30 protein-coding genes are annotated in these 26,836 nt (G+C 69.5%); 14 read left to right on the top strand and 16 right to left on the bottom strand.

Features of this window, described 5'->3' with window-relative positions; translation table 11 throughout:
- Positions 1-107: 107 nt before the first annotated feature.
- On the top strand, positions 108-458 hold the full coding sequence (locus EJK15_RS76580) for a Sua5/YciO/YrdC/YwlC family protein (protein WP_276615468.1): 351 nt from the start codon (positions 108-110) through the stop codon (positions 456-458).
- 52 nt (positions 459-510) lie between these two features.
- Here the strand turns inward: EJK15_RS76580 and EJK15_RS37325 are convergent, their stop codons facing one another.
- The 4 genes from EJK15_RS37325 to EJK15_RS37310 are packed head-to-tail and all read right to left on the bottom strand — an operon-like array spanning position 511 to position 7,477.
- A complete protein-coding gene (locus EJK15_RS37325; RefSeq protein WP_138715182.1) occupies positions 511-2,622 on the bottom strand; it encodes an FtsX-like permease family protein in 2,112 nt (703 codons plus the stop codon).
- Positions 2,619-5,789, bottom strand: a complete 3,171-nt coding sequence (locus tag EJK15_RS37320) for an FtsX-like permease family protein (protein ID WP_171074740.1) — start codon at positions 5,787-5,789, stop codon at positions 2,619-2,621. The genes EJK15_RS37325 and EJK15_RS37320 overlap by 4 nt, the downstream gene beginning before the upstream one ends.
- 9 nt (positions 5,790-5,798) lie before the next feature.
- On the bottom strand, positions 5,799-6,524 hold the full coding sequence (locus EJK15_RS37315) for an ABC transporter ATP-binding protein (RefSeq protein WP_240777456.1): 726 nt from the start codon (positions 6,522-6,524) through the stop codon (positions 5,799-5,801).
- A 20-nt stretch (positions 6,525-6,544) separates the two neighbouring features.
- Positions 6,545-7,477 (bottom strand): ABC transporter ATP-binding protein, encoded by a 933-nt coding sequence (locus EJK15_RS37310; protein ID WP_138715181.1) that lies wholly within the window; start codon positions 7,475-7,477, stop codon positions 6,545-6,547.
- 191 nt (positions 7,478-7,668) lie between these two features.
- On the opposite strand from EJK15_RS37310, the gene EJK15_RS37305 reads away from it, so the two are divergent.
- The gene (locus EJK15_RS37305; RefSeq protein ID WP_138715180.1) at positions 7,669-8,031 is read left to right on the top strand and encodes a hypothetical protein; all 363 of its coding nucleotides are present in this window, start codon (positions 7,669-7,671) and stop codon (positions 8,029-8,031) included.
- Here the strand turns inward: EJK15_RS37305 and EJK15_RS37300 are convergent.
- Positions 7,971-8,957: a LysR family transcriptional regulator gene (locus tag EJK15_RS37300; protein ID WP_138715179.1), complete on the bottom strand. Its 987-nt coding sequence runs from the start codon at positions 8,955-8,957 to the stop codon at positions 7,971-7,973. The genes EJK15_RS37305 and EJK15_RS37300 overlap by 61 nt on opposite strands.
- A gap of 184 nt (positions 8,958-9,141) precedes the next feature.
- Between EJK15_RS37300 and EJK15_RS37295 the strand changes: the two genes are divergently transcribed.
- From EJK15_RS37295 to EJK15_RS37285, 3 genes are all read left to right on the top strand, one after another.
- Positions 9,142-10,359, top strand: a complete 1,218-nt coding sequence (locus EJK15_RS37295; protein ID WP_206061335.1) for an MFS transporter — start codon at positions 9,142-9,144, stop codon at positions 10,357-10,359.
- Between the two features lie 35 nt (positions 10,360-10,394).
- Positions 10,395-10,895 carry a pyridoxamine 5'-phosphate oxidase family protein gene (locus tag EJK15_RS37290; RefSeq protein ID WP_138715178.1) on the top strand — a complete coding sequence of 167 codons (501 nt, stop codon included), beginning with the start codon at positions 10,395-10,397 and terminating at the stop codon, positions 10,893-10,895.
- Between the two features lie 380 nt (positions 10,896-11,275).
- Entirely contained in the window at positions 11,276-11,839 is a 564-nt protein-coding gene (locus EJK15_RS37285; protein ID WP_138715177.1) for a dihydrofolate reductase family protein, read from the top strand.
- Between the two features lie 216 nt (positions 11,840-12,055).
- Here the strand turns inward: EJK15_RS37285 and EJK15_RS37280 are convergent, their stop codons facing one another.
- The 6 genes from EJK15_RS37280 to EJK15_RS71145 all read right to left on the bottom strand — a co-directional run bounded on the left by EJK15_RS37280 (position 12,056) and on the right by EJK15_RS71145 (position 16,390).
- Positions 12,056-12,262, bottom strand: a complete 207-nt coding sequence (locus EJK15_RS37280; RefSeq protein WP_138715176.1) for a Tn3 family transposase — start codon at positions 12,260-12,262, stop codon at positions 12,056-12,058.
- A complete protein-coding gene (locus EJK15_RS37275) occupies positions 12,217-13,122 on the bottom strand; it encodes a S8 family serine peptidase (protein ID WP_138715175.1) in 906 nt (301 codons plus the stop codon). The genes EJK15_RS37280 and EJK15_RS37275 overlap by 46 nt, the downstream gene beginning before the upstream one ends.
- 354 nt (positions 13,123-13,476) lie before the next feature.
- On the bottom strand, positions 13,477-14,682 hold the full coding sequence (locus EJK15_RS37270; protein WP_138715174.1) for a CU044_5270 family protein: 1,206 nt from the start codon (positions 14,680-14,682) through the stop codon (positions 13,477-13,479).
- A complete protein-coding gene (locus tag EJK15_RS37265; protein ID WP_138715188.1) occupies positions 14,675-15,271 on the bottom strand; it encodes an RNA polymerase sigma factor in 597 nt (198 codons plus the stop codon). The genes EJK15_RS37270 and EJK15_RS37265 overlap by 8 nt, the downstream gene beginning before the upstream one ends.
- Positions 15,272-15,822: 551 nt before the next feature.
- On the bottom strand, positions 15,823-16,125 hold the full coding sequence (locus EJK15_RS37260) for a tyrosine-type recombinase/integrase (RefSeq protein ID WP_138715173.1): 303 nt from the start codon (positions 16,123-16,125) through the stop codon (positions 15,823-15,825).
- An 88-nt stretch (positions 16,126-16,213) separates the two neighbouring features.
- Positions 16,214-16,390, bottom strand: coding sequence for a hypothetical protein (locus tag EJK15_RS71145; RefSeq protein WP_171074738.1), 177 nt, complete (start codon positions 16,388-16,390; stop codon positions 16,214-16,216).
- Positions 16,391-16,667: 277 nt separating this feature from the next.
- On the opposite strand from EJK15_RS71145, the gene EJK15_RS71140 reads away from it, so the two are divergent.
- Positions 16,668-17,234 carry a hypothetical protein gene (locus EJK15_RS71140; protein ID WP_171074737.1) on the top strand — a complete coding sequence of 189 codons (567 nt, stop codon included), beginning with the start codon at positions 16,668-16,670 and terminating at the stop codon, positions 17,232-17,234.
- 665 nt (positions 17,235-17,899) lie between these two features.
- On the opposite strand, the gene EJK15_RS73165 is transcribed toward EJK15_RS71140, so the two are convergent.
- The gene (locus tag EJK15_RS73165; RefSeq protein WP_206061334.1) at positions 17,900-18,235 is read right to left on the bottom strand and encodes a tetratricopeptide repeat protein; all 336 of its coding nucleotides are present in this window, start codon (positions 18,233-18,235) and stop codon (positions 17,900-17,902) included.
- Positions 18,236-18,364: 129 nt separating this feature from the next.
- Between EJK15_RS73165 and EJK15_RS37240 the strand changes: the two genes are divergently transcribed.
- Genes EJK15_RS37240 through EJK15_RS37215 form a run of 6 tightly spaced genes read left to right on the top strand, consistent with a single transcriptional unit; the run spans position 18,365 to position 22,235 of the window.
- Positions 18,365-19,090, top strand: a complete 726-nt coding sequence (locus EJK15_RS37240) for an SDR family oxidoreductase (RefSeq protein ID WP_206061333.1) — start codon at positions 18,365-18,367, stop codon at positions 19,088-19,090.
- Positions 19,087-19,902, top strand: a complete 816-nt coding sequence (locus EJK15_RS37235) for an SDR family NAD(P)-dependent oxidoreductase (protein ID WP_138715170.1) — start codon at positions 19,087-19,089, stop codon at positions 19,900-19,902. Before EJK15_RS37240 ends, EJK15_RS37235 begins: the two co-directional genes overlap by 4 nt.
- A 60-nt stretch (positions 19,903-19,962) precedes the next feature.
- Positions 19,963-20,670: a hypothetical protein gene (locus EJK15_RS37230; RefSeq protein ID WP_138715169.1), complete on the top strand. Its 708-nt coding sequence runs from the start codon at positions 19,963-19,965 to the stop codon at positions 20,668-20,670.
- A 21-nt stretch (positions 20,671-20,691) separates the two neighbouring features.
- A complete protein-coding gene (locus EJK15_RS37225) occupies positions 20,692-21,039 on the top strand; it encodes a DUF899 family protein (protein ID WP_138715168.1) in 348 nt (115 codons plus the stop codon).
- A complete protein-coding gene (locus EJK15_RS37220; RefSeq protein ID WP_138715167.1) occupies positions 21,032-21,988 on the top strand; it encodes a sigma-70 family RNA polymerase sigma factor in 957 nt (318 codons plus the stop codon). The genes EJK15_RS37225 and EJK15_RS37220 overlap by 8 nt, the downstream gene beginning before the upstream one ends.
- Before the next feature lies 1 nt (position 21,989).
- On the top strand, positions 21,990-22,235 hold the full coding sequence (locus tag EJK15_RS37215; protein ID WP_206061332.1) for a hypothetical protein: 246 nt from the start codon (positions 21,990-21,992) through the stop codon (positions 22,233-22,235).
- A 155-nt stretch (positions 22,236-22,390) separates the two neighbouring features.
- Here the strand turns inward: EJK15_RS37215 and EJK15_RS73160 are convergent, their stop codons facing one another.
- The 4 genes from EJK15_RS73160 to EJK15_RS37200 form a co-directional block, all read right to left on the bottom strand.
- Entirely contained in the window at positions 22,391-22,609 is a 219-nt protein-coding gene (locus tag EJK15_RS73160; protein WP_206061331.1) for a hypothetical protein, read from the bottom strand.
- Between the two features lie 17 nt (positions 22,610-22,626).
- Positions 22,627-23,736 (bottom strand): IS1634 family transposase, encoded by a 1,110-nt coding sequence (locus EJK15_RS37210; RefSeq protein WP_206061330.1) that lies wholly within the window; start codon positions 23,734-23,736, stop codon positions 22,627-22,629.
- A 126-nt stretch (positions 23,737-23,862) separates the two neighbouring features.
- Entirely contained in the window at positions 23,863-24,930 is a 1,068-nt protein-coding gene (locus tag EJK15_RS37205) for an acyltransferase family protein (RefSeq protein WP_138715166.1), read from the bottom strand.
- On the bottom strand, positions 24,927-25,538 hold the full coding sequence (locus tag EJK15_RS37200; protein WP_138715165.1) for a TetR/AcrR family transcriptional regulator: 612 nt from the start codon (positions 25,536-25,538) through the stop codon (positions 24,927-24,929). The genes EJK15_RS37205 and EJK15_RS37200 overlap by 4 nt, the downstream gene beginning before the upstream one ends.
- Before the next feature lie 511 nt (positions 25,539-26,049).
- On the opposite strand from EJK15_RS37200, the gene EJK15_RS37190 reads away from it, so the two are divergent.
- Together EJK15_RS37190 and EJK15_RS73155 are read left to right on the top strand one after the other, a co-directional pair.
- Positions 26,050-26,382 (top strand): hypothetical protein, encoded by a 333-nt coding sequence (locus EJK15_RS37190; RefSeq protein WP_138715164.1) that lies wholly within the window; start codon positions 26,050-26,052, stop codon positions 26,380-26,382.
- A 29-nt stretch (positions 26,383-26,411) separates the two neighbouring features.
- Positions 26,412-26,762, top strand: coding sequence for a hypothetical protein (locus tag EJK15_RS73155; protein ID WP_206061329.1), 351 nt, complete (start codon positions 26,412-26,414; stop codon positions 26,760-26,762).
- Positions 26,763-26,836 lie beyond the last annotated feature (74 nt).

Here is a 26,836-nt window from a genome sequence, read left to right as displayed (position 1 = left end):
CGGTATCCGGGCTGACGAGAAGCCGTAGCCGGCGCAGGACCTCGCGCGGCAGCGATGCCAAGAGGGCGGCGAGGAAGGATCGGTCCTCCAGGGCGAATCTCACCTTGGTGCCAGCGCCGAGTTGCCGCTTGGTCAAGGCGGCGACTCCCGGCGGTTACACATTCATCCTGCCCGCGACCAAGGAGGTGCCGCGGCGGTTGCTGCATCCCAGAAAGAAGACGGTCGGCGTCCGAATCCCCGATCACGTCGTCACCCAGGCGCTGCTGGCCGAGCTCGGCGAACCACTGCTGTCGAGCACCCTGCTACTGCCCGACGAGACCGAACCCCTGACACAGGTGACATACCACTGTGACCGTCTGGAATCTGCCGGGCTTATCGTGCGCCGACGGCAGGGACGGGAGATCTACGTGGACCGCACGCCACGCGCCTCCATTCTGGTGGAGCTTTTCACCACCTGACCGGTCCCACCTCCATAGGCGATGCCGATCCATTCGCCGGCAGTCGGCCGGCTCAGCTGTCGCCCGCGCGGAGTACCTCGCCCAACCGTCGTCGGCGGCGTAGCGCCGATTCGACGGGCACCACGACGGCGACCGCCGCCAGGAACACGACCGCCACCAGGCCGAGCCCCCACCACGGCAGCGCCAGGGCCGGATCGGCGCCGGTGAGCAGGCGCAGCGCGAGCGAGCCGAACGTCAGGCGGGCGAGCAGCACCCCGAGCAGCGGACCACCCACAGCGGCGACCACCACCGGCGGCAGCAGTTCTCCCGCGGCGACCCAGCGAGCCTCCCGGGGCCGCAGCCCGAGGGTGCGCAGCCGGGTCAGGGTCTGCCACCGCTCCGGCGCGCCGGCTGCCGTGCCGAGAGCGAGTCCCAGCAGGCCCAGAACCGGCAGGGTCACAGCCGAGACCCACGCCAACCGCAGCAGTCCCGAGGCCAGCGGCCCATCCGCAGTCCCGTGGCCGACAGCGGCACCAAGGGTCAGCGCGTACGAGGCCAAGGCCACGGAGGTCACGAGCACCAGCAGCGGTAGCACCCGGGCCGAGGTCGCCGCCGCCCTCGCGGCCCCGAACACCGCCAGCGGCCGGCTCGACCGCAGAAGCCGCTTGAGCACGAAGCGCATCCCGAGGGGCAGCGCCCGCGCCAGTATGAGCGCGCCTGCGAGCGAGCAGAGGGCAGGCGTGCTCGCGGGCAACACCCCGCCACCGATTCCACGCTGGTACAGAGCGACGACGGCACCGGACGCGGCCACCAGCACCCCGGTCTCAAGAGCCGCCCGCCGCAGTCGTACGGTGTTACGCACCCACCGCCGCGCACTCCGGTTGGCCGGGACGCGGCGATCCCGGGTGGCGCGGGCGGCGGTGAGCGTGCCGAACGCCGGTCCGGCGGCGACGGCGGTTACCACCACGGGAGCCACCCACTCCCAGGAGACCCCCGGCGCGACGGCCCGGGCCAGGCCGAGCCCGGCCGCCGCGGCCAGCAGCGCCATCACGGCGGATTCGAGCAGCAGTTCGCCACCGATCACCGGTAGCGACATCCCTCTCTGCCGGGCGGCGGCCAGGGCGGGGGCGCGGCGGTGTACCAGCAGGTCGGCGGCGAGCAGCAGGACCAGGACCGCGACGGCGAGCAGGGTGATGAGCAGGATGGACGCTTGCGCGAACGCGGCGTCGACCTGGGAGCTCACGTGCCGTAACACGCCGTCGAGCCGGGTCTCCCACTTCAGCGAGCCGTCCCGGGCGCCGGAGGAGCCGGAGGCCGCCTTGAGCGCGACCACCTTCGCGGCGACCGACGGGACCGCGTCCCAGGTGAGCCGGATCGGGTCGGGCGTGAACCAGACGGTACGCCGCAACTCGTCCTGGCCGAAGGAGAGCCGGGCGTCGGGCAGCGAGTCGCGTGACAGCAGCCCGGCGAACCGGGTGCTTCCCGTGCCGTCCACGCCGGCGACGGGACTCAGCAGCGAAGGGAGGAGCCGCCAGGCGGGATCGGCGCTGTCCCGAGGCCGGAAGATGCCGCTGACCTGGACCTTTTTGACATTACCCTGGTCGTCGGCCAGCGGGATGCGGGCGCCGGGACGGAACTGGAGAGCGGCGGCGTCCGCCTCCGACAGGCCCACCTGCACCGGCCACGGCGGCGCGCCGTAGGGAACCGACGCCGTCGCGGAGGCGGTGGGCTGGGGCGGGCCGCCCGCGATCCAGGTCACGTCGGGCCCACCGTCGCGGGCCACATAGGCGAGCTGGAACGTACGCAGCACGCTGCCATCGGTAATCTTGAGGGTGGGGCTGGTGACGGTGGCGACGGGTGGATGCAGGGCGGCGCGCAGGCTGGGGCCGAGTTCGTCCGTCGCCCTGGCTCGGAAGTCGTCGACGTCCTCGGCGAGGCGGGGGTGCCGGAGGCGGCTGCCGTCCGGCCCGTCGTCGCCTTCCATGCGGGCGTGGACCTGGAGGTCGCCGCCGGTCCTGCGTACCGCGTCCCGTACGGCGGCGTCGGCGGTCGCGGACAACGTCGGCGGCATCGCGCCGGCGAGCAGCGTGACGACCGCCACCACGACGGCGGCCAGGAGCAACGGCCCGGCGTCCGCGCGGGCGCGGCCGACGACGCTGGGCCAGTGCGGTGCCGGGATCCTCACGACGCCACCCGCAGATACGCGGCATCGGCAAGCCGGGCCTGGACGACGACCACCGCGCTCACCGCCAGCGCGCACCCGGCCAGCAGCCCGGTGAGCAGGGCGGCCTCGGCGGCCCACGGCCAGACGGGCAGAACCTCGGGAACGGGAGCGGCGCCAGTGTCGGAGCGGACGAGCAGAGGTGCGACGACGCGCGTGGCCAGCGCGCCGACGACCGCGCCCGCCGCGAGCAGCGGCAGCAGGATGCCGATGTGCTGGCCGAGCAGCACGGTACGGATCTCGCGCCGGGTCATCCCCAGACCCCTCAGGCGCGCCACCTCGACCGCGCGGGTCCGCAGGTCGAACGTCACGTGCAGGACGATCCCGGCGATCATCAGCAGCACCGCGGCCGGTACGAGCAGCCGGAGCACGGCCGGCAGCCCGGCCCGCAGCGGGCCGCCGGTGAGCCGGGCGGTCTCGGACGCGCGCGTGGTGACGCTGCCGAGGCGGAGATCGGCCGCATCACCTCTGGTGGGATGGCCGACCCACCACGCGTCCACGGGCACGCCGAAGTCGCCGCTGACAGCGAGGGCACGGGAGAGGGCGTCGAAGTCGGCCAGGATGGCCGCGGCGCCCGGAGCGGACGGCACGGCCGGCAGCACCTCGGCCACGCTGACCTGTACGGGGGTGAGGCCGACGGTGAGGTCGAGCCGGGAGCCGCGCCGGGCGTCCACCTCGTCGGCGAAGCGGGCGGAGACGGCGACGGGCACCGGTCCCGGAGCCGGGAAAGCAGTGGCGACCAGGTTCCTGGCGGCGTCCGGCGGGCCCTTCAGCGCGACGGTCGTGGTCATCTTCAGCTCGGTGCCCGCGGAGGTGCTGGTCAGGGCGACGGCCGGATTGCCGAGCTGCCCGGGGGCCGGCCCGGCTGAGGTGGCGGTCCAGGGCGATGGTACAGAGCCTGTTCCCGCCACGGTGAGCGTCACGGCGACGCGGCTGTCCCCCGCCGGGGGTTCCGCCAGGGGATCGGAGTGGCCGGTGCCCACGTTCTCCATCGCGATCGCGAACGGAAGAGACACTGCGACCAGCCGGAGCCCTTCGGCCGTCGCGCAGTCCGGCAGCGGATGCGCTTTGCCGTCGAGCGGGATGGGTTCACCTGTGCAAGGAGTACGCAGCCCTGTCGCATCCTGGAACAGCAGCCGGGGCGTCACGGTGAGCGGCGTCGTACCGGTCGCGTTCCCGACCAGGGAGAGCGCAGCTCCGGCCGGGACGGGAACACCGGCGGCGCGCGTCGGCGGCGCGAGACCGGCGCCCACAGCCTTCCAGGTGCGACCGTCGTTCAGCCGTCCGCGCAGCAGCGCCTCGGCACGAGTGGTGTCCACGGCGATCAGCCGCGGGGGGTCATCGGCGCCGCCGAGCCACTGCCCGACCGCGATGCCACGATCGGTGGCCGGGCTCACCTCTCCCCCGCTGGCCGCGCCGACCACCGGGCCCTGCCCGGCGACTGGCGGGGCGGTGAGGGTGAGCGCGAGGTCGGTGCCGACGGACAGATCGGCCTGGTCCTGCTGGGAGCGCTGCCACGTGGCGTCGAACCCGACCCCGTACGTGGCCGCCGCGCAGCCCAACCCGATCAGCAGCCCCGCCGCGACCGCCTGTGGCCTGCGGGCGGCTTCGAACGCGGCCAGCGGAACCATCAGCCCGCGAGCCCGGCCGGCCAGCCGTTCCACAGCGCGCAACGCGGGCCACACCAGGCGCAGCGTCACCGCGGCTCCGGCGATGAGCAGCAGCGCGGGAGCGAGCACCCGTACGGCGTCGACGGGAGAGCCTGAACCGGTCGGCTGATCGCGCAACTGCCACCAGCCGACGGCGGCGAGCGCCACGAGCAGCAGGTCGGCGCCGGATCGGGCGAGCAGCTCCCGCCGGCCGCGGACACCTCCGAAGGAGGCCCGCAGCGAGGGCACGACGAGCACCACCGCCAGCGCCAGCGCGCCGCCGGCGACGGACAGCACCTGTACGGCGTTCACGCCGGGAGGCATGGCGAGCCCGGCCCCGGCCATAGGCGGCAGCCGGGTCAGCCCGGCGTGCAAGGCCGACGAGGCCGGGATCGCGATCGCGGTGGCGAGCACGGCGAGCGCGCCGGCCTCGACGAGCGCGGCGGTGGCGTGTTGACCGCGGCCGACGCCCAGCGCGGACAGCAGGGCGGTCTCGTCGCTGCGCACACCGGCGCTGAGCCGACCGGCGAGAGCGAGGGCGGTCGCGGTCAGGACGAGGCCGATGGCGGCGACGGCGAGCACGGCGGCCGTGGTGACCCGCTGCTGGTCGTGGGCGGCCAGCAGGGTGGAGGGCAATCGGGAGGCGACGCGCTGGATCCGTACCCGGTCGCCGAGCGTCTGCCCCAGCCGGCGGTCGGCGCCGAGCACGGCCTGGGTGACGGTGTCGAGGTCACGGCCGGCGGGGGCGGACAGGTCGGGGTGGGCGCTGATCTCCAGCCGGTCGAGGGTGGAGCCGCCGTCGAGCAGGTCGGCGAGGTCGACGATGAACGGCCCGTACGCGTGAACCGGCTGTGCGGAGCGGCCGTCGCGGTAGGCCGGATCGTACCCGGTGGCGGCGAGGGGGTCACGGTCCCAGCCGGTGCCCGGCAGCGGGCGTACGACCCCGACCACGCTCACCTCGACCCTCTGGTCGGGATCGTCGGCCAACTCTCTGCCGAGGCGGACCCGGCTGCCGACAGCCAGGCCGAGCTGCCGCGCGGTGCTTTCCAGGACAACGGCCTCCGTCGGCGCGACACCCGCCCGCGGCAGGCGGCCGGCGGCCAGTTGGGTGCGGGCCGGCAGGTCCTCCACTCCCGACAGGTACGCCACAGCCGGAACACCGGCGCTGGGGAGCGACCGCATCACGGACGACGCGCGGGCGGCCGTCGTTGTCGCGAACGGAGCGAGGGCCGAGGTCAGCACGCCGCGGGTGTCGTCGGCGACGGATCTCGCGTGCTCGCCGCGAATGGTGACGGTGTAGGCGGTGACGTCGATCTGGTCGGAGGTGGCGCGAGAGGCGGCGGTCTCCAGCGCCTGCTCGGCGGTACGGGTGAGCAGGAGGGCACAGGCGCCCAGCAGCGTGGGGCCGACCACGGCGACGGCCAGGAGGGCTGCCAGCAATGGCCATTGCGCACGGGCTCGCCGGGCGACCAGCCTCAGCACGGGCAGCTCTTACTGATCAAGAATCGCCCCGGCCGTTGGCGAGCGCCCGTCGAGCTGCCCATCAGACCGCATGCCGGGATGCTCGTCGAGATGCCCATCGTTGATGCGGATCACCCGATCCGCCAGCGCGAGCATCGTCGGGTCATGCGTGGAGACCAGCGCCGTCACGCCCTCGGACTCCACCACCCCGCGCAGCAGCGCCATCACCGACAGACCGGTCTCGGCGTCCAACTGCCCGGTCGGCTCGTCCGCGATCAGCAGCCGGGGCGAGGCGGCCAGCGCCCGGGCGATCGCCACCCGCTGCTGCTGCCCGCCAGACAGCTCGCCGGGAAGCTGTTCGGCATGGGCGGCCAGTCCGACCAGCTCCAGCAGCAGCGCGACCCGCCGCTCACGCTCCACCGACGGTACGCGGGCCAGCCGCAGCGGGGCGCCCACGTTCTCTGCGGCCGACAACACCGGGATCAGGCCGAAGGTCTGGAAGACGTACGAGACCTTCTCCCGCCGTAGCAGGGACAGGCCGTCCTCGTCGAGGGCGGTGACGTCCGTTCCGTCGACGAGGACCGTACCGGAGTCCGGGCGGTCCAGGCCGCCGATGATGTTGAGCAGCGTGGTCTTGCCGGAGCCGGACCGTCCGACGAGGGCGGTCATGGTGCCGGCCGCGAGCTCGAACGTCACGTCCCGCAACGCGTGCACGGCGGTCGCCCCGCTGCCGTACCGGCGATGAACGCCACGCACACTGACCAGGGGCCCGCCGTTCATCCGGCCCCGCCGCCGTCGGGACGGATCGCGATGTGATCGGCCTCCAGCACCAGCCGGACCCGTCGCGTCAACGCCAGCGCCTCCCGGTAGTCGCGCGGAACCTGAATCCGCCCCGCCCGGTCCATCACCGCGTATTCCTCGGCGATCACCTGGGGGGCGCCGTCATCTCCGGTGGTGGTACGCCGCAACACCTCGCTGCTCGTGCGCCCGTCGCGAATCGCCACGGTCCGCTCCACCTGCCCACTGACCGCGGGATCGTGGGTCACGATGACGACGGTGACGCCCAGCCGCCGGTTGATCTCCCGCAACACCCCGAACACGGCGGCCGACGTGGCGCTGTCCAGTTCTCCGGTCGGCTCATCGGCCAGCAGCACCCTGGGCTCGTTGGCAAGGGCCACCGCGATGGCCACCCGCATCTGCTGCCCGCCGGACAGCTGTGCGGGCCGCCGCTCGGCGCACTCGGCGACGCCGAGCAGATCCAGCAACTCGGCAGCACGCCTGCGGCGTACCCGGCCGGGAGTGCGGGCCGCTGTCATCGGCAGGTCGACCATCTGCCGCGCGGTCAGGTACGGGATGAGGTTGGCGGCCGTCTGCTGGCGTACGAGTCCCACGGTGTGCCGCCGATACCGGACCCGATCGGCCCGCGACATGTCCAGCAGATTCCACTGATCGACCCGCACCCGCCCGGCGGTGGGAGCGTCGACCCCGGCCAGGATGGACAACAACGTCGACTTCCCCGACCCGGACGCTCCGACGACGGCCACCATCTCCCCGCTGTCCACGACCAGGTCCAGCCCCTGCAGTGCCTGCACCTCGACCGACCCGGACTGGTAGATCCGCACCAGGCTCTCGCACACGATCAGCGCGTCTTGTCCGAACTCCGGCGCCTTCGCAGGAGGCTGCGGCAGGGACAAGGGCGTGATGGACATCGCCCTCCTCAACCCCGGCACCACTCTGATCTAGGGCCAGACTCTATCCTCCTCGCAAATCGGACTCCAAGACCCTTTCACGCTGCGGATCTCACCGTGCGCTCGCCTGAAGGGTGTCGACACTCCGTTCACGGCCGCGAGCTGCGGTTTTGTTGTGGCCTCCTGGTCCGGAGCAGTGGCCTGGGTGGGGCATGCTCGAGTTCGTGGCGCTCCGTCTCTTCTATCTGATCTTCTGCCGCATCCTGGGCCGGCTGACGCTGGCGCTGGCCGACTCGCGCGAGCCGGCCGCCCGTACCCAGATCGCCGATCTGATCAAACGCACCCTGGCCGAGACCGACACCCTCCCGAACGCGGAAACGATCCGCCGCAAGATCAAGACCGGGCAGCATCTCACTCAGGAGATCACCGTCGAGCAGTGGCCGGCCGAGTTCCTCAACCGCAAGCGGAAGATCAAGGAGACCACCCGCCGCTCCTACGAAGGCCACATCCGCCTCTACCTCACCCCCTGGCGCGGCTCAGGCTGGATCAGCTCAAGGTCAGCGACATCGCGTTGATGTTCGAGCAGCCCCGGCTCCCACGACTGACCCGTCTTGGGAGAGGGCGTCTCCCCCAACTGGAGGGCGTTGATGGTGGTCCGCAGGGCGGTGATGAAGGCGGTCGTGGCGGGCGGGTCGGGTGGTTCGCCGAACGTGGCGAGGTAGATGCGGCGCCGGAACTCGGTCAGTTCGCTGGCGATGACCCCGTCCGCGTGGTGTGAGCGCAGCGCGAGGCCGGGCATGGTGGTGACCCCGAGCCCGGCGGCGACGAAGGCCTGCTCGACGACGATGTCGTCGCTGGTGTAGATGATGCGCGGGCTGAATCCGGCGGCTTCGCAGAACTGGAGCAGTTCGCCGCGGCAGTTCTCGCAGCCCGCGATCCACGCCGAGTCCCGGTGGTCGGCGAGCGTCTGGCCGGGGTGCCGGCTGAGCAGGTACATCGGGTCGTCGAGGAGGTAGGAGTAGCGGATGCCGTCGTCCGGCACGATGTCGTCGTAGCGGTGCACGATGGCCAGGTCGGCCGAGCCGTCGCGCAGCCGCCGCTGGGCCACCGTGGGATGGGCGTCGGCCAGGTGCAGCTCGATGTTCGGGTACGACTGGGTCAGCGCCACGGCCGCGGGCGGGACCAGGACGCTCAAGGCCGAGCTGAAGGCCGTGAGGCGGACCCGGCCGGTCTGCAGCCCGAGCTGGGCGGCCAGTTCGGCGCCGGCCGCGTCGACCCGGCCGACGATCTCCGCCGCGCGGCGGGCGAGCAGCTCGCCTTCGGGCGTGAGCCGGATGCCGCGCCCGGCGCGCTGGATCAGCTTGGCTCCGGTCGCCGCTTCCAGCCGGGCCAGATGGTGGCTGATCGAGGGCTGGGAGTAGTGCAACGTCTTGGCCGCCTCGGTGACCGAGCCGTGGGCGGCGACCGCCGCCAGGACGCGAAGCCGGACGATATCGAGCATTCATCAATCCTATCGATGGATTCTCGCTAAAGGTGGCATTAGACGCATAAGACCTCTTGGGTGCAGGCTCGTCAGTGAGCCGAGATGGGCTGGATGACCGGGTCAACCACAACGGCCGAGCCAGTGCCGGCCGCCGGAGGCTGTGAAGGCCCGACGGCGGACGAGAGTAAGGGAATCCCCAGCGATGCGTACGTACCAGGAACTGTTTCGAACACCCGAGTTCACCCCGCTGTTCGCGGCCTCGTGCGCGCAGGTCGCCTCGACCACGCTGAACGGGCTCGCGCTCGCCACGCTGGTGTATGCCCGCACGGACTCCCCGCTGCTGGCCGCGTTGAGCATGTTCGGGCCGTCGTTCGCCGAATTGCTCGGCGCCACCACGCTGCTGTCGGTGGCCGACCGGGTGCGACCGCGTACGGCGCTGACGCTGACCGCGCTGGCCGGCGGCCTGGCCGCCTCGGCTCTGGCCATGCCGGGCATGCCGCTGTGGGCGATGTTCGCGGTGATCTTGGCTCTGGGCCTGGTCAGCTCGATCGGCGGCGGTGTCCGGTACGGCCTGCTCAACGAGATCGTGCCGCCGAACGGGTACGTGCTCGGCCGCTCGATGCTCAACATCTCGGTCGGCGCGATGCAGATCGCCGGCTTCGCGCTCGGCGGCATCCTGCTGGCGGTGGTGTCGCCGCGGACGACGCTGGCCATCAGCGCGACGCTGGCCTTCGTCGCGGCTCTGGTGCTGCGGTGGGGACTCAGCGCCCGGCCGGCGCGGGCGTCCGGCCGCCCGTCCGTCGCGGCCACCTGGCAGGTCAACCGGCACCTGCTGTCCACGCCGGCCCGCCGGGCCGTCTACCTGGCGACGTGGGTGCCCAACGGCCTGGTGGTGGGCTGCGAGGCGCTGTTCGTGCCCTACGCGCCGCGGTCCGCCGCCGCGCTGTTCGTCGCGGCGGCGCTGGGCATGCTGTTCGGCGATCTGGCCGCCGGGCGGTTCATGTCGCCACAGGGGCGGCGGCGGTACGTCACCCCGCTGCGATTCTTGCTCGCGGTGCCGTACCTGCTGTTCGCGCTGCCGCTCAGCACGCCGGTCGCGGCAGGCGTCGTCGCGGTGGCGTCGATCGGCTTCGCCTCCACGCTGCTGCTGCAGGAACGGCTGATCGCGCTGATCGGCGAAGACGTCCGCGGTCAGGCGCTGGGCCTGCACGTCACCGGCATGAAGGCGATGCAGGCAGCCGGCGCCACGCTGGCCGGCCTGGTCGCGCAGTACCTGCCCGCGGGTGCGGCGATGACCGTGATGGCGGTGGCATCGCTCGCCGTCACCGCGATGCTCAACCCGGCCCTGCGCCTGTCGAACGGGACCCCGCCGCCCAGACCACAACCGACCACTGCGCAAGCAGTGGCCGAACGCCCCTGAACCGACGCCGAGAAACAACAATGAGAGGAATCACCGTGAAATCGTACGAGGTCACCGAGGTTCTGAACCGGCCGCTCAGCCGGGAACTGCTGGCCCGCGACGTGACCCGCCTGGCCTACGTCGCCAAGGACGGCACACCCCGCAACATCCCGATCATCTTTGCCTGGAACGGCTCGGAGATCGTCATGAGCACGCCGAAGAACGCTCCGAAGCTCCAGGCCTTGAGCGAGAACCCGATGGTCGCCCTGACGATCGACACCGAGGCGCACCCGCCCAAGATCTTGCTCATCCGCGGCCGGGCCGAACTTGACTACGTCGACGGCATCCCGGACGAGTACCTCCAGCAGACCAGCACCTACCAGATGACGCCCGAGCAGCGGGTCGTGTGGGAGGCGGAGGTGCATTCGCTCTACCACGACGGCATGGTCCGGATCGTCGTGACCCCGACCTGGGCGAAACTGATCGACTTCGAGACGACCCTGCCCAGCCCGGTCGAGGAGCTGATCCGGCAGCGCGAGGAGCGTCAGTCCGCCTGAGCGCCGCCAGGCCGCTCGCCTTGAGTGGATCGCCCACGCCTCCAACCTCACCGCGGTGCGCGGAAAGGCCTGCTCCTGCCGGCCACACCGGGTGCCGATCGAGAAGCGGCGATCCGACGCGGCTGCATCTGGGGCACCACCATGTCCTTGGCGCGCCTGGGACGCGAAGTGGCTCTCCCCGTGCCCGTTTGTGGCCGCCTCGCAGTGCGCGAATCCGTTGAAGTCCGCCAGGAAATGTCGAGATAAGTGGTCGAGAACCCGCGCACGGTTTCGTCCTCGAAAAAAGACCCGCTCCAGTTCCTCCGGTGTCGGATCCGTCACGAAGGCTTCGTACCGGCGGACCTGTTCAGCCGACAAATACTCGAAAGGCACAGTCAGTGATGCGAAAGCTCATCGTTCAGCAGTGGGTTACCGTCGACAACATCGCCGCGGAGGAGGACGGCGGGCTCAGCTTCGTGTCAGGGGAGCCCTTTTCCGAGACCACCGACCCTGCGTTCAAGGCAAGCGTGATGGGGCTCATCGACGAGGTCGACACGCTGATTCTCGGCGCGAACACCTACGCCCAGTCCACGGGCTGGGCGTACGCCGAGGAACAGGGCGAGTACGGCGAGAAGCTCAACAACCTCACCAAGTTCGTCGCCTCGTCGAAACTGGAAGACGCCCCCTGGGGCGACTTTCCCGCCGCGACCGTGACGCGCGACCCGGCCGCCACCATCCGGAAGCTCAAGGAGCAGAGCGGCAAGGACATCTGGCTGTGGGGCAGCTTGACCCTCATGCGCTCCCTGCTGCACGCCGGTGTCGTCGACAAGATCACCCTGCTCGTCTGCCCGGCGGCACGCGGCAAGGGAACGCGCATTTTCGAGGATCGGCAAGACCTGAAGCTGATTGAGGCCACCGGGTTCGAGAATGGCGTGGTACTTCTGCGCTACGAGATCAAGAAATAACGCGGAAAGTCCGCGCTTTCGAAGCATCGGACGCCGGCGATGCTACTGGTTTGGGCATCGGCCGGCGTCCGATTTCTTCTGCTACCGGTTACGGTACCGGCCGGCCAGATGAGGGAGGGCGCGGTGTGGGCGAGGTCGCCGGTGGGTGGTAAGGCCGGGGCCGGCCTCGCCACGGCGTGCCTTCGTCGGCTGAGGTGACCCCGCCCGGCATGCCGTTCAGGCTGCCTCTGTCTCCTCCTCGAGATCGAGGTGGACCTCCATGCCCTCCAGCGGCGCGTTCAGGTCGTAGATGTAGTCGCCGAAGCGGCGTACGTTGTCCTCCTGGTAGGGCGACATGATGGCCACGTCGGCGCGATGCACCGTCTCGCCCTCGCGGCTCAGCCGGTTGAGCACCAGCGACATGTCCAGCGTGGTCTGGTACATGACCAGGTGCGTTCCCGGCCCTCGTTTCCGGCGGCGGCGACGAACAGCGTGCCGTACCGGGCACTCAGCGCCTCGATCGCCTGCTCCAGCGGATCCTGCTCAGGCGTGTCCGCCAGACCCAGGCTCAGGTTCACCACTCGCGCGCCCCGCTCGGCCGCCCACTGCATGCCCGCCAGGATCGCCGAATCGCGGCACCACACCGAGCCGCACACCCGCCCGTCCAGCAGGTCCGCGCCCGGGGCGACGCCACGGTAGCTTCCCTGGGAGGCCGCGCCGCTCCCGGCGATGGTGGAGGCCACATGGGTGCCGTGGCCGACCAGGTCACTTTCGTCGGGCTCGTCGGTGAAGTCCTTGCGCAGGCTCACTTTGCCCGCCAGGTCGGGGTGCGCCGCGTCGATCCCGGTGTCCAGGACCGCGACCTTCACGCCCTCGCCGGTCAGCCCTCTGGCCCAGGCTGCGGGCGCGCCGATCTGCCGGACGCTGCCTTCTAGCGAGACCCGGCGCACTCCGTCCAGCCACACCTTCGCCTCGCCTCCCAGGGCGCCGGTGAGCTCCGTCCAGAATCGGACGGCCCGCGCGCGCTCTTGGCGTACGGCATAGCCGTCGACCGCGGCCAGCGTCGTGATCGCCGAACTCCCCGCCAGTGCCTTGGGCGGGGCCGCCTGTGTGATGATGAGCGGCAGATGGTCACGGCGGTCGTCATGGCCCGCCCGCAGTAGGGCATCGATGTCGAACAGTCGCGGGTCCAACCGTCCCTGCCCCAGCAGCGGCATGGCGTCGCTGGGGACCACTCGCCGCCACCCGTTCTCCTCTTCGGTGAGGAAGGTGAGGTCGTCCCGTCCTTCACCGGGGTCGATCATCACTCCGCCCCCGGACAGGGCGGGTCACCCGATCGCCGGTGATCAACGTGACGGTCCGCTCGTCCTGCCCTGCCTGCGCGCCCGCCCGTGGGTAACGGATGGGCGGCCAGCATGACCAGGGCGGACGCTGCCACCGCCGTTGTTCTCAGTCGCATACGATGCTCCAGATCGCTGACAATAGATCACTACCTATCCGCCGATCCGCGGGATGTGCTTCGCTCCGGGCGACCCGCCGGGCGCTCCACCACCGCGCGGGCACGCCCCGTCGGTCGTGCCCGCGTCGGTCGTGCCCGCGTCCAACGGCTCGTCACGGACCCGTGGAACTCTTCCCCTCGCCCGGTGTGGGCGTACGGGTCAGTTTCGGCGGGCGGGCAGTTCGGGGCGTTCGTCGGTCCAGCCAGCCACCTGGTAGGCAGTGGAGCTGCGGATCTCCGCCTGCCGCCCGTTCGCGAGAGTGATGGTGGTCGTCCGCATCTCGGCGAGAAGGCCCGTGCCGGGATCGACGACGAGCTGGGTCGTGGCGAACAGGCCCGGCTCAATCTCTTCCTCGTAGCTGAGCGCCTGCCCGTCCCGGCCCAGCGGGTCGGTGATTTCCCCTTCTGACCGGATGCCGGGCAACGATGCAAGGATCCGGTACGCGGACGCTCGCACCTCGCCCGAGACAGGCAAGGTGCTGATGAGCTCCACGCAGCCCTGCCGAAGGTGCCGCATCCCCACCTCCTCCCTGTCGCTGCCGGCGCTGTCCGCCAGCAGCCGGGTGACGCGCTCTTGGAGGTAGGTCCGGAGCCGGTCGGGATCGTCCGGGATCTCGCGCAGGTCCTTCCAGGTGATCGGTTGCGCTGTCAGGATGCCGCCCGTGCCCTTCCAACCGCCGCGGAGCCGTGTGGCCGTTCGCTCGCCCGCCGCCGCTTCCAGCGGCTTGGACGGGACGGCGAAGAGCTGTTCGTTCATGTCCTTGGGGTATCGCCAGCTCGTGGGCGCGCCCGCGGCCTGCCAGGCCGCCTCGTCCTGCGGGGTCGCGGGCTTGGTGCCGAGATACTGGTCGATCCACCAGCTCTGCAGCTCCGGCCGTTCGGCTAGCCACGACTCCTTCGACTGGCTGGCCTCGATCACGTAGTCGCGGTTGGGATCGGTCAGACTCCAGCGGGTGACCGTCGCGGTATGCCAGTAGTCACCGCTCGCCCGCTCCTTCTCCGCGGCGACGGCCGCCGCGAGCAGGATCTGCCGGGCGGTCGGCGCACCCGCCGGCGACGACGTGCCGGGCTGGGGCGTCAGGGAGACAGGCCCGCCGGACAGCATCGTGGGCGCCACCACCGCGACCGCGGCGGCCACGGCCAGGCTCAGCCCGGCGCCGACCAGCCGGCCGCGCCGCCTCTTCCGCGCGGGCTTCAGGTCGTGAACGGGGGCGGCGGTGGCGGCCGCCTCGGCCAGCAGCCGGGCGCGTCCCTCCATGACGGTGTCGAGGGAAGGTTCGTGCGTCCCGAGCAGGTCGAGGACCGCCTCCACCTGGCTCGGCTCGACCAGATCACGGGAACCGTCGCCCTCACGCAGCTCATCCATCAGATCCTCCAGATTCGGTGACGACGTCATCCAGTGCCACGCGCAGCTTCTTGCGCACCCGGTTCAGCCGGGAGGCCACGGTCCCCAGGGGGATGTCGAGGGCCTGGGCGATCTCGTCGTAGCTGAGGTCGCCGTACGCGACCAGGAGCAGCACGTCCCGCTCGCCGTCCGGCAGCCGCCCGAGTTCCGCGACCAACCGGCGCCGGGTGCCGGCCGCGGTCACCCGCGCCGCCACGCGGTCGGAGTGCTCGTCCTCGCCCGGCTCGTCCGCCGGCACCCTGGCCAGCGCCTCCAGCCGCCGCATCTCGCTGCGGCGATGGTCAGCGAGGAGGTTGGTGGCGATTCCGTACATCCAGCCGCGTACAGCGCCCCGGTCGGGGTCGAAACTATGTCGTTTGCGAAACGCGGTCAGGAACGTCTCTGAGGCCAGGTCATCGGCGACCTGCGGTCCGACCCGCGCGGCGACATAGCGGTAGATGTGGCCGAAGTGGCGGTCGTACAGCGCCGCGAACGACTCGGGCCGATGCCGTGACTGCTCGATGAGCTCGGCGTCGTCCAGCCTTTCCGGCGTATTGGGGGGAGCGGTCATCCGCATGGCGTCCCTTCTTCGAGGTACACCATTACTCCGCCGCAGACCCCGACTCACTTCGCGGCCTGTGCGAAAGGGGGGCGGCAGCCGCACACACGGTCCTGATCGTATGGGCGCAGCTCGTGGCCGGGTCTGTCCGGCGACACCACCGAGCCTGTTGCACGAGGTAAGCGGACGATTGTTAGATCAAGCTGATCACTTCGTCGGTGTGGCGGCGGACCCGGAGGAGGGACAGAGCAGGTGCCTCGGCCAGAGCGTCCGCTGGACACGGGAGACAGCTCGTTGTTACATTTCGCGGCCAACCTGCGTGCCCTGCGCAGAAAGGCCAGCGACCCCCACCTACCGGGTGCTCGCTCAGCGTGCCCACTACTCCGCTGCGGCGCCGTCGGAGGCCGCCTCTGGCCGTAAGCTGCCCACGCTGACGGTGACGCTGGCCTACGTGTCCGCCTGCGGTGGTGACGAGGCCGAATGGGAGGCCCGCTGGCGGCGTATCAGCGAGGCGTCCCGCTCATGGAGAGCGATCACCGTGCCGGTCAGGCTGTCCGGCCCGCTCACGACTGCGCCTGCCTTCTCGCGGCGGCCACCATCTCGACGGCCTCGCGCTTGTCGGAGTCGGTGACGTGGGAATACACATTTTGCGACGAGGCTGAGACATGGCCGCCGATCTCTTGGGCCACTCGGCGGTCCACCCCGGCCTGCCGCATCTTCGTAATGGCACTATGCCGCAGCATGTGCGGCTGGGCCCGGAACCCGGACACGGGCGGCCAGACGGCAAAACAGTCATATTTTCGGACCGGCTCGTGGGCGTTGTCGTACTTCATCGGCTCGCGCAGCGGGGCGTGGAACAGATTCACCGAACACCAGGTCGGCCCTCATTGTCCACCCCGGCGGCCTGGGCCTCGCGGACGAGGCGAACCGCGGCTGCGGCGGCCTGGTGCCAGTTCACCTGACGGTGCCAGCAGCACGCCTGCGGGGTTCGGCGGGCAGGAGCCAGAGAGCCAGACGGCGGATGCGGCGCGCTGCCCAGACCTTGGGGCCGATCATGCAGTCCGGTTCGCGGATCTCGTTGGGTACGGGCAGGCGGGCGACCTTCACCACCTGGTACACAGGCTGATACACCGGTTCGGATTGTGCGGACAGGTGCACCATCTTCCTGTGCGGAAAGACGAGCCGGGCGCGGACCGGTAAGGTCACCGCGCCGCCGCTGCGATCACGCCTGCCGTGCTGGTGGCGGCCCTGGCGTCGTGATCACGGAGCATGCGCAGGACGGTCGCCGCCGAGGGGTGGCGCCCTTTCCGCTTGCCCGTGGTGATGACCAGGCGTGCGGCGATGTCGCGCAGGCTGAGGTTCTGCTCGCGCAGGTGCAGGGCGGTGGCCCTCCAGGGTGCGGTCGCGGATGTACTCGCGTTCCATCCCCGGCAACGCGGCCAGCACGGTGAACACGATCCCGGACGGGTCGTGCGAGCCCTGCAGGTCGCCGGTGAGGAACTCCAGGCCGACGTCGGCCGCCTTCCTGCAAATCCTCAACCTGCACCGGGCCGAGTTTCCATCCGCGCAACCGCCGATAGCGCCACCCGTCCCCCAACCGAACGTTGCGACCTTTCTAGCGCCTCGGGAACAGCAGGCCCTGGCGGGCATCGGCATGTTCCAGCGCAAAGCGCGCGCCGAAGCGAAGCAGCGCGCACGACTAGCCGCTGAGGCCGACACGCAGCGTTGGTTGATCCAGGTCAATGGCGAGCGCGACAGATACCAGTGGGAACTCAACCAGCAATGGCAGCGCCTGCGCGGGAACGATCCAGAAGTGGTCCTGCCGGTCCTGGCGGAGGCGTTCGAGGACAACGAGGCACCCGCGGTCCCCGTAGCACTGAATGACTCAGAGGTTTCTCTCGTGATCCTGGCACCGGGCCCAGACTTCGTACCCGAACGGTTCCCATCCGTACTCCGGCAGGCAACTTCTCTCTGAAGAAACTCACCAAGACCCGGCGTGCCAGCTATTACGCATTGACGTAGTGCGGCTATCTCCTGGTCACCCTGCGCGAGGCGTTCGCTGTAGCCCCTGGCCTCGCCACCGCGCGTGCGGTCGTCCTGCGCACCAATCGGGTCGACGCCTACGGTCGGGTTCAGGTGGACTGCATGCTCGCCGGGCGTTTCGAACGACAGGCCTTCAATGGCATCCAATGGTGACCACCTGGCCATCCGGCCCGACGACTTCGGCCAGCAGCGCGGCGTTGTAGCCGCCGCTGCCGAAAAGCCGACGGGTTCGTGAAATCTCGCAGGGGCAGATGCGGGAACCTGAGGGCGAGGCACGTGGGTTCACTCGGTCAGGGTGGTTAGCCGGGGCGCTGCTGAATCAGTCCGGTGTAGCAGCTGCGGCAGATGGGGGCGCGCCAGTTGTCGTCCATGGTGGCGATGGTTCGGGGCCTGGCCGTGCCATTGGCAGCGGCCGCAGGTGTAGTTGGTGCGGTGGTCAGTTGGAGGACGCCTTGGGCGGGCAGGGAGGAGGTGACTCGGTCCCGGAGCGGTTTGGACGCCATGACGAGCTGCTCTAGCGCGGGGATGGGGTGTCGTGACGTCGGGCCTCGAGCTTGCGGTGGAGGCTGCCGCGGACGATGTTGCCGGCAAGCGTGATCACGTTCGTGGGTCGATGTTGGCGGCGGACAACACGATCGGGTAGGTGAGGCGGGCCGGGTCATCGGAGGGCGGCACGGTAGAGATCGCCTCGTAGCCAGTCGATGGGATGTCCCAGAGACGTATCCGCAACGACGTGTCGTACTCGTCTTCATAAAGCCAGAATTCGGCCTGCTCGGCGAGCACCCGCTGCCGATCCGCCGGCGTCTGCTCATACAGCGGGATCGCGCGGCCCAGGTCCCCCGCCGACTGGTAGGCGCCGGCGAGGTTGTTCCGCGACGACAGCGTGTCGCGATGGTCGCCGCGGCGGTGTGTGCGGGCGGTACCGCCACGCATGGCGTGATGGCGCTGAGGTTGTTCGACGAATCCGTGTCGGCAACCCGAAGCAAGCCGCAGCGATGACTTTCGCGGTGAGCTCGCCTCTGTATAGGTATGAGCTCATCGCGCCAGTCACAGACCACGGCGGTGGTCACCGGAGCGGGCCGCGGCTTCGGATCGGCGATCGCCGCCGCGCTGATCGACCAAGGTCACCAGGTCGTCGGCGTTGCGCGCACCGCCGACGCATTGGCGGACGTGCACCGACGATTGGGTGCGGCGTTCGTCCCGGTTGTCGCCGACGCGACCGACGCGGAGACCGCCCGCACCCTGATCGAGCAACACCAACCGACGTTGCTTGTGCTCAACGCGGGCGCGACACCCGCCATCGGCCCGGTACACGAACAGTCCTGGGAATCGTTCAGCCGCAACTGGCAGGTCGACACCCAACACGCTTTCCATTGGATCCGCGCGGCACTGCGCCACCCGCTGACGCCAGGCAGCCTGGTGGTGGCGATATCCAGCGGGGCTGCCCTGCGCGGCTCACCGCTCAGCGGCGGATACTCGGGCGCAAAGGCGATGATCCGATTTCTCGCCGGATACGCCGCCGATGAATCCCGCCGCGCCCAGCTCGGCATCGGCTTCGCCACCGTGCTGCCGCAACTGACGCCTGCCACCGAACTCGGCGCCGCCGGGGTCGCCGCATACGCCCAGCGGCAGGGAATCGACACCGACACATTCGCGGCGGCACTGCAACCGCTTCTCACGCCGGCCATCGTCGGCGCCGAGATCGCGCAGCTGTGCCAGGACACCGACAACCAGGACGAGCACCGGGAGTACCAGCTCACCGGCCACGGACTTCACGCGATGGCGTGAACAACCAGAAAGAGAAGGTTATGTTGCTGGAAAACAAGAATGTCGTCGTCTACGGCGCGGGCGGCGCGGTCGGTAGTGCGGTGGCCCGCGGTTTCGCTCACGAAGGTGCCAGGGTGTTCCTGACCGCGCGAAATCTCGACGTCATCGACACGGTCGCGAAGGAGATCTCCGCCGCGGGTGGAGCAGTCGAGACCGCCGTGGTGGACGCCGGGGACGAGAAATCCGTGACCGAGCACCTGGACGCGGTCGTCGCCGACGCCAGCAGCATCGACGTGTCGTTCAACGCGATCGGAATCTCGCCCGTGGGATTGCAGGGAATACCGCTCACCGAACTGCCGGCCGAGAATTTCCTGCGCCCGATCACCACGTATGCCCAGGCTCATTTCATCACCGCGAAATCCGCCGCACGGCACATGATCGCCCGGCGGTCGGGGGTGATCATGATGCACACACCCGAACCGGCCCGCTTGCCGCTGCCCCTGGTGGGCGGCATGAGCGTCGGCTGGGCGGCGATGGAAGGTCTCAACCGCGCGCTGTCGGCCGAATGGGCCCAGCACGGTGTTCGCGCGATCTGCCTACGCACCACGGGCATGGTGGAGACACCGGTCATCGACGTCGTGTACGGGCTGCACGCCGACGCGCTGGGGATCACCAAGGAGCAGTTCATTGCGCTAGCGAGTGGTATGAGCCACCGCAAGCGCCCGACCACGCTGGCCGAACTCACGGAAGCGGCGGTGTTCCTCGCCTCCGACCGGGCATCCGCGATGACCGGCACCGTCGCCAACCTGACCGGCGGAATCATCGTCGACTGACCCGACTCGCCCCGATCGCCGTTTCGGCGGCCGGGGCATCCCTACAGAGGAGCAAGAGCAATGAACGATCTACTCGCGAGCGCCGTCGCCGCGCACGGTGGCGTGGACCGGTGGAACCGGATCCAGACGATCGCTGTCGACGCCGCCATCACCGGGGCCTTCTGGCAGATCAAGGGACAAGGCGACGCGCTGACGAAGGTCCGCTTCGAGGTGGACACCACGCGGGAACGGCTGACCATGGACTTCGTCGGCCAGGACCGACGGTCGGTCTTCGAACCCGACCGGGTCGTCCTGCAACGACCGATCGGCACGGTGGTCGAGGCACGCGACGACCCGGAACGGTCGTTCGACGGCCACCAGTTCGAGACGCCGTGGGACGACCTGCATCTCGCGTACTTCACCGGGGAAGCACTGTGGACGTACCTGAATACGCCGTTCCTGTTCACCTGGCCGGGGTTCGTCTGCGAGGAGATCGCCCCGATTGAGGCCGACGGTGAAACATGGCGGCGGCTGAAAGTGACCTTCCCCGACCACATCAAGAGCCACACCCGCACGCAGGTGTTCTGCTTCGGCCCGGACGGGTTGCTGCGCCGCCACGACTTCACCATCGACATCGTCGGCCGGACGGTCGAGGCGCAGCTTTACGCCGCCGACTACCGCGACGTCGACGGCATCGTCATCCCCGCCACGCGACGGGCCTACGCCCCAATGGGCGACGACCAGATCGTCTTCGTCGCCATCGACATGGCTGACATCGCCGTCCACTGATCCGAACCCGACATCGAACGGATGAAAGCGCGCATGGGCTGGGCCATGCCCTGGTACACGATCATCGACAGCTTCGACGCCGACTTCGGCGTGGCCGAGTGGTACGGCACCAACGCATTCATCCGTGACGGCGACAACGTCTACCGCACGTACTTCATCAACGGTCGCGAGCACGAGCCGATGGGTGCAACGTTGGGTTCCCTCGACTTCACCGCGCTCGGACGCCAAGAGGACTGGGAGGACTCCCCCGACGGATACCCCCAGGTGCCGCGATATTCGTGGCTGAAGCGACACCACGAATACGGCTCGACCGGGCGAGCCGCGCACCCCGCCACCACAGAATCGGCGGATCATGCACACCATGACTGAAGCCAAGGCCGCCGGCGACAAGGATTTCGGAAGGCTGAGCGAACCGTTCCGGCGTGAGCTGCTCGCCTACTGCTACCGCATGCTCGGCTCGGTCGACGAGGCCGAAGAGGTGGTGCAAGACGTCTACCTCGAAGCCTGGCGTGCCTACGACGCGTTCGAGGGACGGTCGTCGCTGCGTACCTGGCTGTACCGTATCGCGGCCCGGGCGTGTTTCAAGGCGCTGGAAAAAAGTAGACGCAGGCCTCTGCCCGCGGATCTCGGCGCCCCCCAGACAGACCTGGATGCGGCGCTCGGCGCACAAGCTCGGGAGGTGCCGTGGCTCCAGCCGATACCCGACTTCCTGTTCACCACCGCACCGGCCGATCCGGCGACGGTCGTGGTGGAACGACAGACTATGCGGCTCGCGCTGGTGGGAGCGCTCCAGCAGCTGCCGCCGCGACAGCGAGCCGTGCTGATTCTCCGCGACGTGCTGCAATGGCGTACCGCCGAGGTGGCGCAACTGCTGGAGATGACGACAGCGGCCGTCAACAGCGCGCTCCAGCGCGCCCGAGCCCAGGTTCCGCTCAGCCAAGACGACCTGACCGAACCCGCCGAGCCACGACAGCGGGCCCTGCTCGACCGATACGTCACCGCCTTCGAAACCGCGGACGTCGATCAACTCGTCGCGGTATTGACCGAGGACGCCAGATGGGAAATGCCGCCGATCGCGACCTGGTTCGAAGGCCGCGACACCATCCTTGCCTTCCTGGCCAAACAGATACGAGTGATCGGACCGGCCGCACTGGTCCCCACCTCCGCCAACGGACAACCCGCCTTCGCGGTGTACGCCCGCGGCCGCGACGGCGCACACCACCCACATGCGCTGCACGTACTGACACTCACGACCGAGGGCGTCTGCCGGATCGTCGCGTTCCACGGCTCAGGGCTGTTTCCACTGTTCGGGCTCTGACATGGCCAACGGCATGTCCGAACCAGAAAACATCACCCAGCACAACGAGGAGCTTCACGCACAGCTGCGACTGTTCTGCCACCTCATGCTCGGTTCGGCCGACGCCGCCGACCGCGTCATGCGGCAGATCTACCATCGCGCACTCGATCACCAAGACGATCAACAGCATCGGCAATCAGCACGCGTCCGACTATTCAGTATCGCCGCCGACCTCTGCGGGGCCCGCGGTCATTCATCGCACGAATAAGCTACGCGACGAACTCCAACGCCTGCATCTGGGCACCTTCACCGGCCCCGCGGGTCCTTCCGCCAGCGCAGCCCGAGTTTCCGGATAAGACGATCTTGAGGGTAGTTCCCTCTGGTCACAGGTGGCGAGGTGGCCAGCGGGGTGTATTACCCACGTCATCGTTGCGGGGCGAACCTCCCAAGGTCGAACACCTCGAAGAGTCTGCGCTGGTCAGACGTGGTGTCGGTGAGCATCCGCCGGGCGCGAGGACGACCCCGATCGCCGGGGAACAGCAAAACGGTCTCCTGGATGGCGGCCAGGTGAGCCAGAAGTTCGCGGACCGACAGGCGAAGCCCGGCCTGGTCGGCACGGCGGCGCATTAGCTGCGCCACCATCAGCGCCAGAACACAGGTCAGCAGATGGACGCGGATCTTTTGGTCGGTCCAGTGGAACATCGGCGAGAAGGACACCACGTGGGGGTCTTTGAGCTGGCGGAATCCCGCCTCGACTCGGCCTGGGAGCGGTAGGCGGCGATCATCTCGGCGATGGGCCACTCGTCGTGGTCGGTCACCAGGATCCGCTTGCCGAAGATCTCCTCTTCGAGTTCGGCGTGCGCGGCAGCGTCGATCCACCAACGCAGTCGCAGGTCGGCGGGGGTGGCGCCGGTCAGCTCGGTGCGCAAGACTCTGCCGACCCAGCGGGGTTTGACGATGCGGTCGATGTCGGCCTCGACGGCCTGGCGCAAGCGGCGGGTCTTGCCCCGTTCCAGCCGCGCCGCCAGCTCCGTCAGCTGCCCGCTCGCCTTGCCGACAGTCTGGGCGAATCCGACCTGTTGGGCCTGATGCAGGCCGGGCGAATGGGTCAGCACCACCCGGCGCACAGCGCCCAGCACGCTCACCCGGTCTTCCAATGCGGTCAGCTGGTCGAACCGCTCGACATCGACCAGGTGCCGGTCGGTGGCAGGGCGTGCCAGCAGCCCTGGATGATCGCTGGGTGGGACCGACCCGACGAAGTGCAGCCCGAGCCGGGCAAGGCGGGTGAAGTTGTCGGCGGAGTTCTGCCCGGCGTCAAAGACGATGGTGGCCTGCGGCGCATCGCCCAGCACGTCGCCGTAGCGGCCGATCACCGCCTCGGCCAGGGCCGGGAACTGGGTGACGTCGGGCCGGTTGCCCGGGTAGGCGTGCGACAGCAGCGGGATGCCGCCGTCCCGGGTGACCACCAGGCCCAGCCCGACCAGCCGCAGGTCGGTTGCTTCGGCCCGGCCAGGTCCGCTGACCTGATCGACCACTTCGGCGATGCCGAGCTCGTCGATGATGGACCAGGTGGCGGCCACCTCGCCGAACCGCCGATGCTGGGTACGCTCGGGCAGCTCGGTGTCGCCGCCCTTCAGCCGGGCCATCACCTCCTCGGCGGTGCCGAGGTACTCCTGCGAGACGATCCGCGGCTTACCGTCGACCCGGGCCGACTCGGCCAGGTAGTAGTAGGTCCGCGCCCCACGGCGCTTCCCGATAATCGACGGCATATATGGGTAATGCGCGATCTTCGCTACAGAGATCAAGACCGCTCTGGAAACTCCCAGCCCAACGACTGGACCCAGACCGCGAACAGCCTCCGAAACCGACCTTGATTAACTTGCCCGGAACTCGCGCTAGAGGATTCGCTTGGCCCCGGGGATCATTCGGACCAGGTAGGCCAGGCCCCAGCACAGGGGCAGGCAGATCGCCGCGACCAGGGTGAACTTGAGGATCGCCAGGGTGTGCAGGCCGTCCAGGGCGGCGCTCACCGCGACCAGCGCGAGCGGGTGGATCACATAGACCGCGTAGGCCTGGTCGGCCAGGAAGCGGCCGAAGGGGCCCTGGCGGTTGAAGCGCTCGCGGAACAGCACGGTCAGCGCGATGATCAGGGAGATCGCGAACACCGTCTCCCAGGTCGCGGCGAGGAGCTGGTTGAGCACGCCCGTGGTCATCCAGGAGAGCGGGAGCAGGGTCAGCGAGGCGGCGGTAGCCGTACCGAAGCCGATCCGGACGGCGGCGCGCGGCAGGCTGGAGTGCCAGCCGCGCCGCCAGGCCAGCACGCCGACGGCGAAGAGTGACACGTACTGCGGCAGGTAGGAGGAGGTGGGCAGGCCGACGACCGGCCAGTACGTGCCCACCGGCACCAGGAAACGCCAAAGGAAGGTGGCCGCCGACAGGCTCAGCGCGAACAGCGCGATCCGGCGCAGCGTCAGCGGGCTCTCCTCGACGCGTGGAACCGGACGAGCCCGCCGTATCACCACGTAGCCGACCGCGAGGACCAGCAGCACCTCGACGAACCACATCGGCCCCGGGTCCCACGAGGCCAGATAGAACTTCCAGTACGGCACGGCGCCGTCATAGAGACCGAGCGTCACCAGCGGGCGCAGGAGCAGCAGGTAGGCCAGCAGCGGGATGCCCAGGCGCTTGAGCCGGTCGCGCAGGAAGGGGCCGCCGCCCTTGCGGTCGCGGGAGGACGGGGTGAAGAAGCCGGAGATGAGGAAGAAGAATCCCATGAAGAAGGCCTGGTCGAACATGACCATGACGTCCAGCGCGGTGCCGGTGGGGTCGGTGGCCCGCTGGTAGTAGTACCAGGCGGGGATGTTGCCGTAGGAGACGGCGACGTGGTGGAGCACCACCAGTGCGGTGAGCACCACTCGCAGGTTGTCGACGCCCAGGAGCCTGGCCCGGGTCTCGGTCTTCACGTGACCGCCCTTTCGAAGACGTCGGCGAGTTCGCGGGCATGGGCGTTGAGGTCGTGTTCCGGCCTGACCGCCCAGTAGGCGAACATGGCGTCGATCGCGGCCTGGTGGGTGATGGCCATGACCCGGAGGTCGAAGTCGCGGAACTCGCCGTTGCCCTGACCGAAGCGGTAGATGTGCTCCAGGGCCTGGTAGAGCTCCTCGTTGGTGTGCGCGCCGTAGCGCGGCTTGCCTTCGGGGGTGCGCAGGTTGTGGACGATCTCGCCTAGGGCCAGCAGGCGGCTGCGGTGTCCGCGCATCTGCTCGGCGACGGACAGGATGTGAGTGCGCAGGAGTTGCTTGGCGGTGGCCAGGCCCTCCATCTTCGCCAGGACATACTGGGTGATGTTGGTGTAGACCTCGTTGACCACCTCCTCCATCAGCTCGTCCTTGCCGGCGAAGTGGTAGGAGATGACGCCCTTACTGATTCCCGCGTGCTTGGCGATGGTGGCCAGCGACGCGTTGGCGAAGCCGGACTCGGCCAGGACCTCGATGGCCGAGGCGATGATCTGGGCTCGCCTGGCTTTCTCGATGAACGATTGTTGGCCGGTCAGCTTATTTTTTGACCGCATGGATAATATTTAGCACGTGCGGTCAGGATTTGCACGCATGCGCCTATGGCTATCGATTGATCGCCGGCATCACGCCGAGCCCGACGAAGATGCCGACAGTCGCCATGCCCAGGCGGCGGGCGGCCCGGCGGCGGCGCAACCAGCCGCCGATCCGCCCTCATCTCCTCGGCGGCGCCCGGGATACTCCTGCGAGACGATCCGTGGCTTACCTACTACTACCTGGCCGACTCGGCCAGGACACAAGGGGTGTCGGCCGCGAGCTGTCCGCCCAGGCATTCGAGCAAGTGACAGGCGTGCCCATGCTCAAGCAGGCAAAGATCGATGGCATTACCGAATCTGTGATCTTCCGGGAGACCGCGAAGCTCCATGGCCTGCAGACCGATCGGCATGACGGCGGACCCCCGGATCCCTGTACGACCGCGTCCCCGCCCTCCACGAGCTGGCGCGAGCGTCGGAGCCGTGCTGGGTATGGGCGGCGCGCCTGGCCGACCGGCTGACCACGCTGCCCGAGTTGTGCGCGGCGGTCGCGCCGGGGCGGGAGCTGGCCAGGGGGCTGTTCGACTGGTTCTGCGACGGCCCGGACGCCGACCTCGACGCCGTGCGCGGCATGTATGAGGCGTGCGTGCGTGCGGGCGGCCCCGGACGCATCACCGAGCCGGCGGACTTCACGATGCTGGTGGCGTCGCGGCTGAACTTCCTGCTGGTCCAGGCGCGCGTCGCCCTCGATCCGCAGGCGGAGCCGTGGCACCGCGAGTGGGCGGAACGCGAAATCGACGAAGGGCTGCGCATCCTGCCGACCCCGCGGCAGCTGGCCGACGTACTGGAGGTGACCCGCGCCCGGTAGCCCGAGCGAAAGAATCGGCCTCCGCCATTGTGTTCAACAAGGTCTTCTTCTCCAACCTCGGCCCCCCTGGCCGGCACGGTGGCCAGCCTGGCACGTTCATCACCGGCTACCTGGCCAGGCCGGTCGGAGGCGTGGTGTTCGGCCACTTCGGCGACCGGCTGGGCCGCAAGCGCATGCTGGTGCTGACCATGGTTGTGACCGGTGAGGTGCGGCCGGCGGTGGCACTCGCGGTCCTGGGAATGTCCCCGCTACTGGCGACGGTGTTCACCATAGAGGTGTCGTCCACGTCCGCGGCGCTCGCGGTGATCGCACTGGCCGGCTGGGGTGCCGTCCGCGCACGGCCGGGGAACCGGTACCCCGTGAGGACGTTTGAGAGTTGACGCCCAGGACGGCGATGAAGCCGTCATGGCATATGCGCGACCGTTCGGCCCAAGGGCAGCGGGTCATCGTCCAT

Origin of the sequence: Nonomuraea basaltis (assembly GCF_005893125.1) — a bacterium.
GTDB lineage: Bacteria > Actinomycetota > Actinomycetes > Streptosporangiales > Streptosporangiaceae > Nonomuraea > Nonomuraea basaltis.
Note: the sequence above shows the minus strand (reverse complement) of the source record. Positions and strands in the feature narration are given on the sequence as shown.

What these genes read in the sequence shown, in the direction of transcription:
- EJK15_RS37225 (WP_138715168.1), top strand. Translation starts at nt 20,692, where the DNA reads ATGAAAGCGCGCATGGGCTGGGCCATGCCCTGGTACACGATCATCGAC.
- EJK15_RS37300 (WP_138715179.1), bottom strand. Translation starts at nt 8,957, where the DNA reads ATGCTCGATATCGTCCGGCTTCGCGTCCTGGCGGCGGTCGCCGCCCAC.
- EJK15_RS73160 (WP_206061331.1), bottom strand. Translation starts at nt 22,609, where the DNA reads ATGGTGGCGCAGCTAATGCGCCGCCGTGCCGACCAGGCCGGGCTTCGC.
- EJK15_RS37285 (WP_138715177.1), top strand. Translation starts at nt 11,276, where the DNA reads ATGCGAAAGCTCATCGTTCAGCAGTGGGTTACCGTCGACAACATCGCC.
- EJK15_RS73165 (WP_206061334.1), bottom strand. Translation starts at nt 18,235, where the DNA reads ATGCGTGGCGGTACCGCCCGCACACACCGCCGCGGCGACCATCGCGAC.
- EJK15_RS37200 (WP_138715165.1), bottom strand. Translation starts at nt 25,538, where the DNA reads ATGCGGTCAAAAAATAAGCTGACCGGCCAACAATCGTTCATCGAGAAA.
- EJK15_RS71140 (WP_171074737.1), top strand. Translation starts at nt 16,668, where the DNA reads ATGTACTCGCGTTCCATCCCCGGCAACGCGGCCAGCACGGTGAACACG.
- EJK15_RS37275 (WP_138715175.1), bottom strand. Translation starts at nt 13,122, where the DNA reads ATGATCGACCCCGGTGAAGGACGGGACGACCTCACCTTCCTCACCGAA.
- EJK15_RS37295 (WP_206061335.1), top strand. Translation starts at nt 9,142, where the DNA reads ATGCGTACGTACCAGGAACTGTTTCGAACACCCGAGTTCACCCCGCTG.
- EJK15_RS37265 (WP_138715188.1), bottom strand. Translation starts at nt 15,271, where the DNA reads ATGACCGCTCCCCCCAATACGCCGGAAAGGCTGGACGACGCCGAGCTC.
- EJK15_RS37310 (WP_138715181.1), bottom strand. Translation starts at nt 7,477, where the DNA reads ATGTCCATCACGCCCTTGTCCCTGCCGCAGCCTCCTGCGAAGGCGCCG.
- EJK15_RS37270 (WP_138715174.1), bottom strand. Translation starts at nt 14,682, where the DNA reads ATGGATGAGCTGCGTGAGGGCGACGGTTCCCGTGATCTGGTCGAGCCG.
- EJK15_RS37220 (WP_138715167.1), top strand. Translation starts at nt 21,032, where the DNA reads ATGACTGAAGCCAAGGCCGCCGGCGACAAGGATTTCGGAAGGCTGAGC.
- EJK15_RS37305 (WP_138715180.1), top strand. Translation starts at nt 7,669, where the DNA reads ATGCTCGAGTTCGTGGCGCTCCGTCTCTTCTATCTGATCTTCTGCCGC.
- EJK15_RS37210 (WP_206061330.1), bottom strand. Translation starts at nt 23,736, where the DNA reads ATGCCGTCGATTATCGGGAAGCGCCGTGGGGCGCGGACCTACTACTAC.
- EJK15_RS37230 (WP_138715169.1), top strand. Translation starts at nt 19,963, where the DNA reads ATGAACGATCTACTCGCGAGCGCCGTCGCCGCGCACGGTGGCGTGGAC.
- EJK15_RS37280 (WP_138715176.1), bottom strand. Translation starts at nt 12,262, where the DNA reads ATGTACCAGACCACGCTGGACATGTCGCTGGTGCTCAACCGGCTGAGC.
- EJK15_RS37215 (WP_206061332.1), top strand. Translation starts at nt 21,990, where the DNA reads ATGGCCAACGGCATGTCCGAACCAGAAAACATCACCCAGCACAACGAG.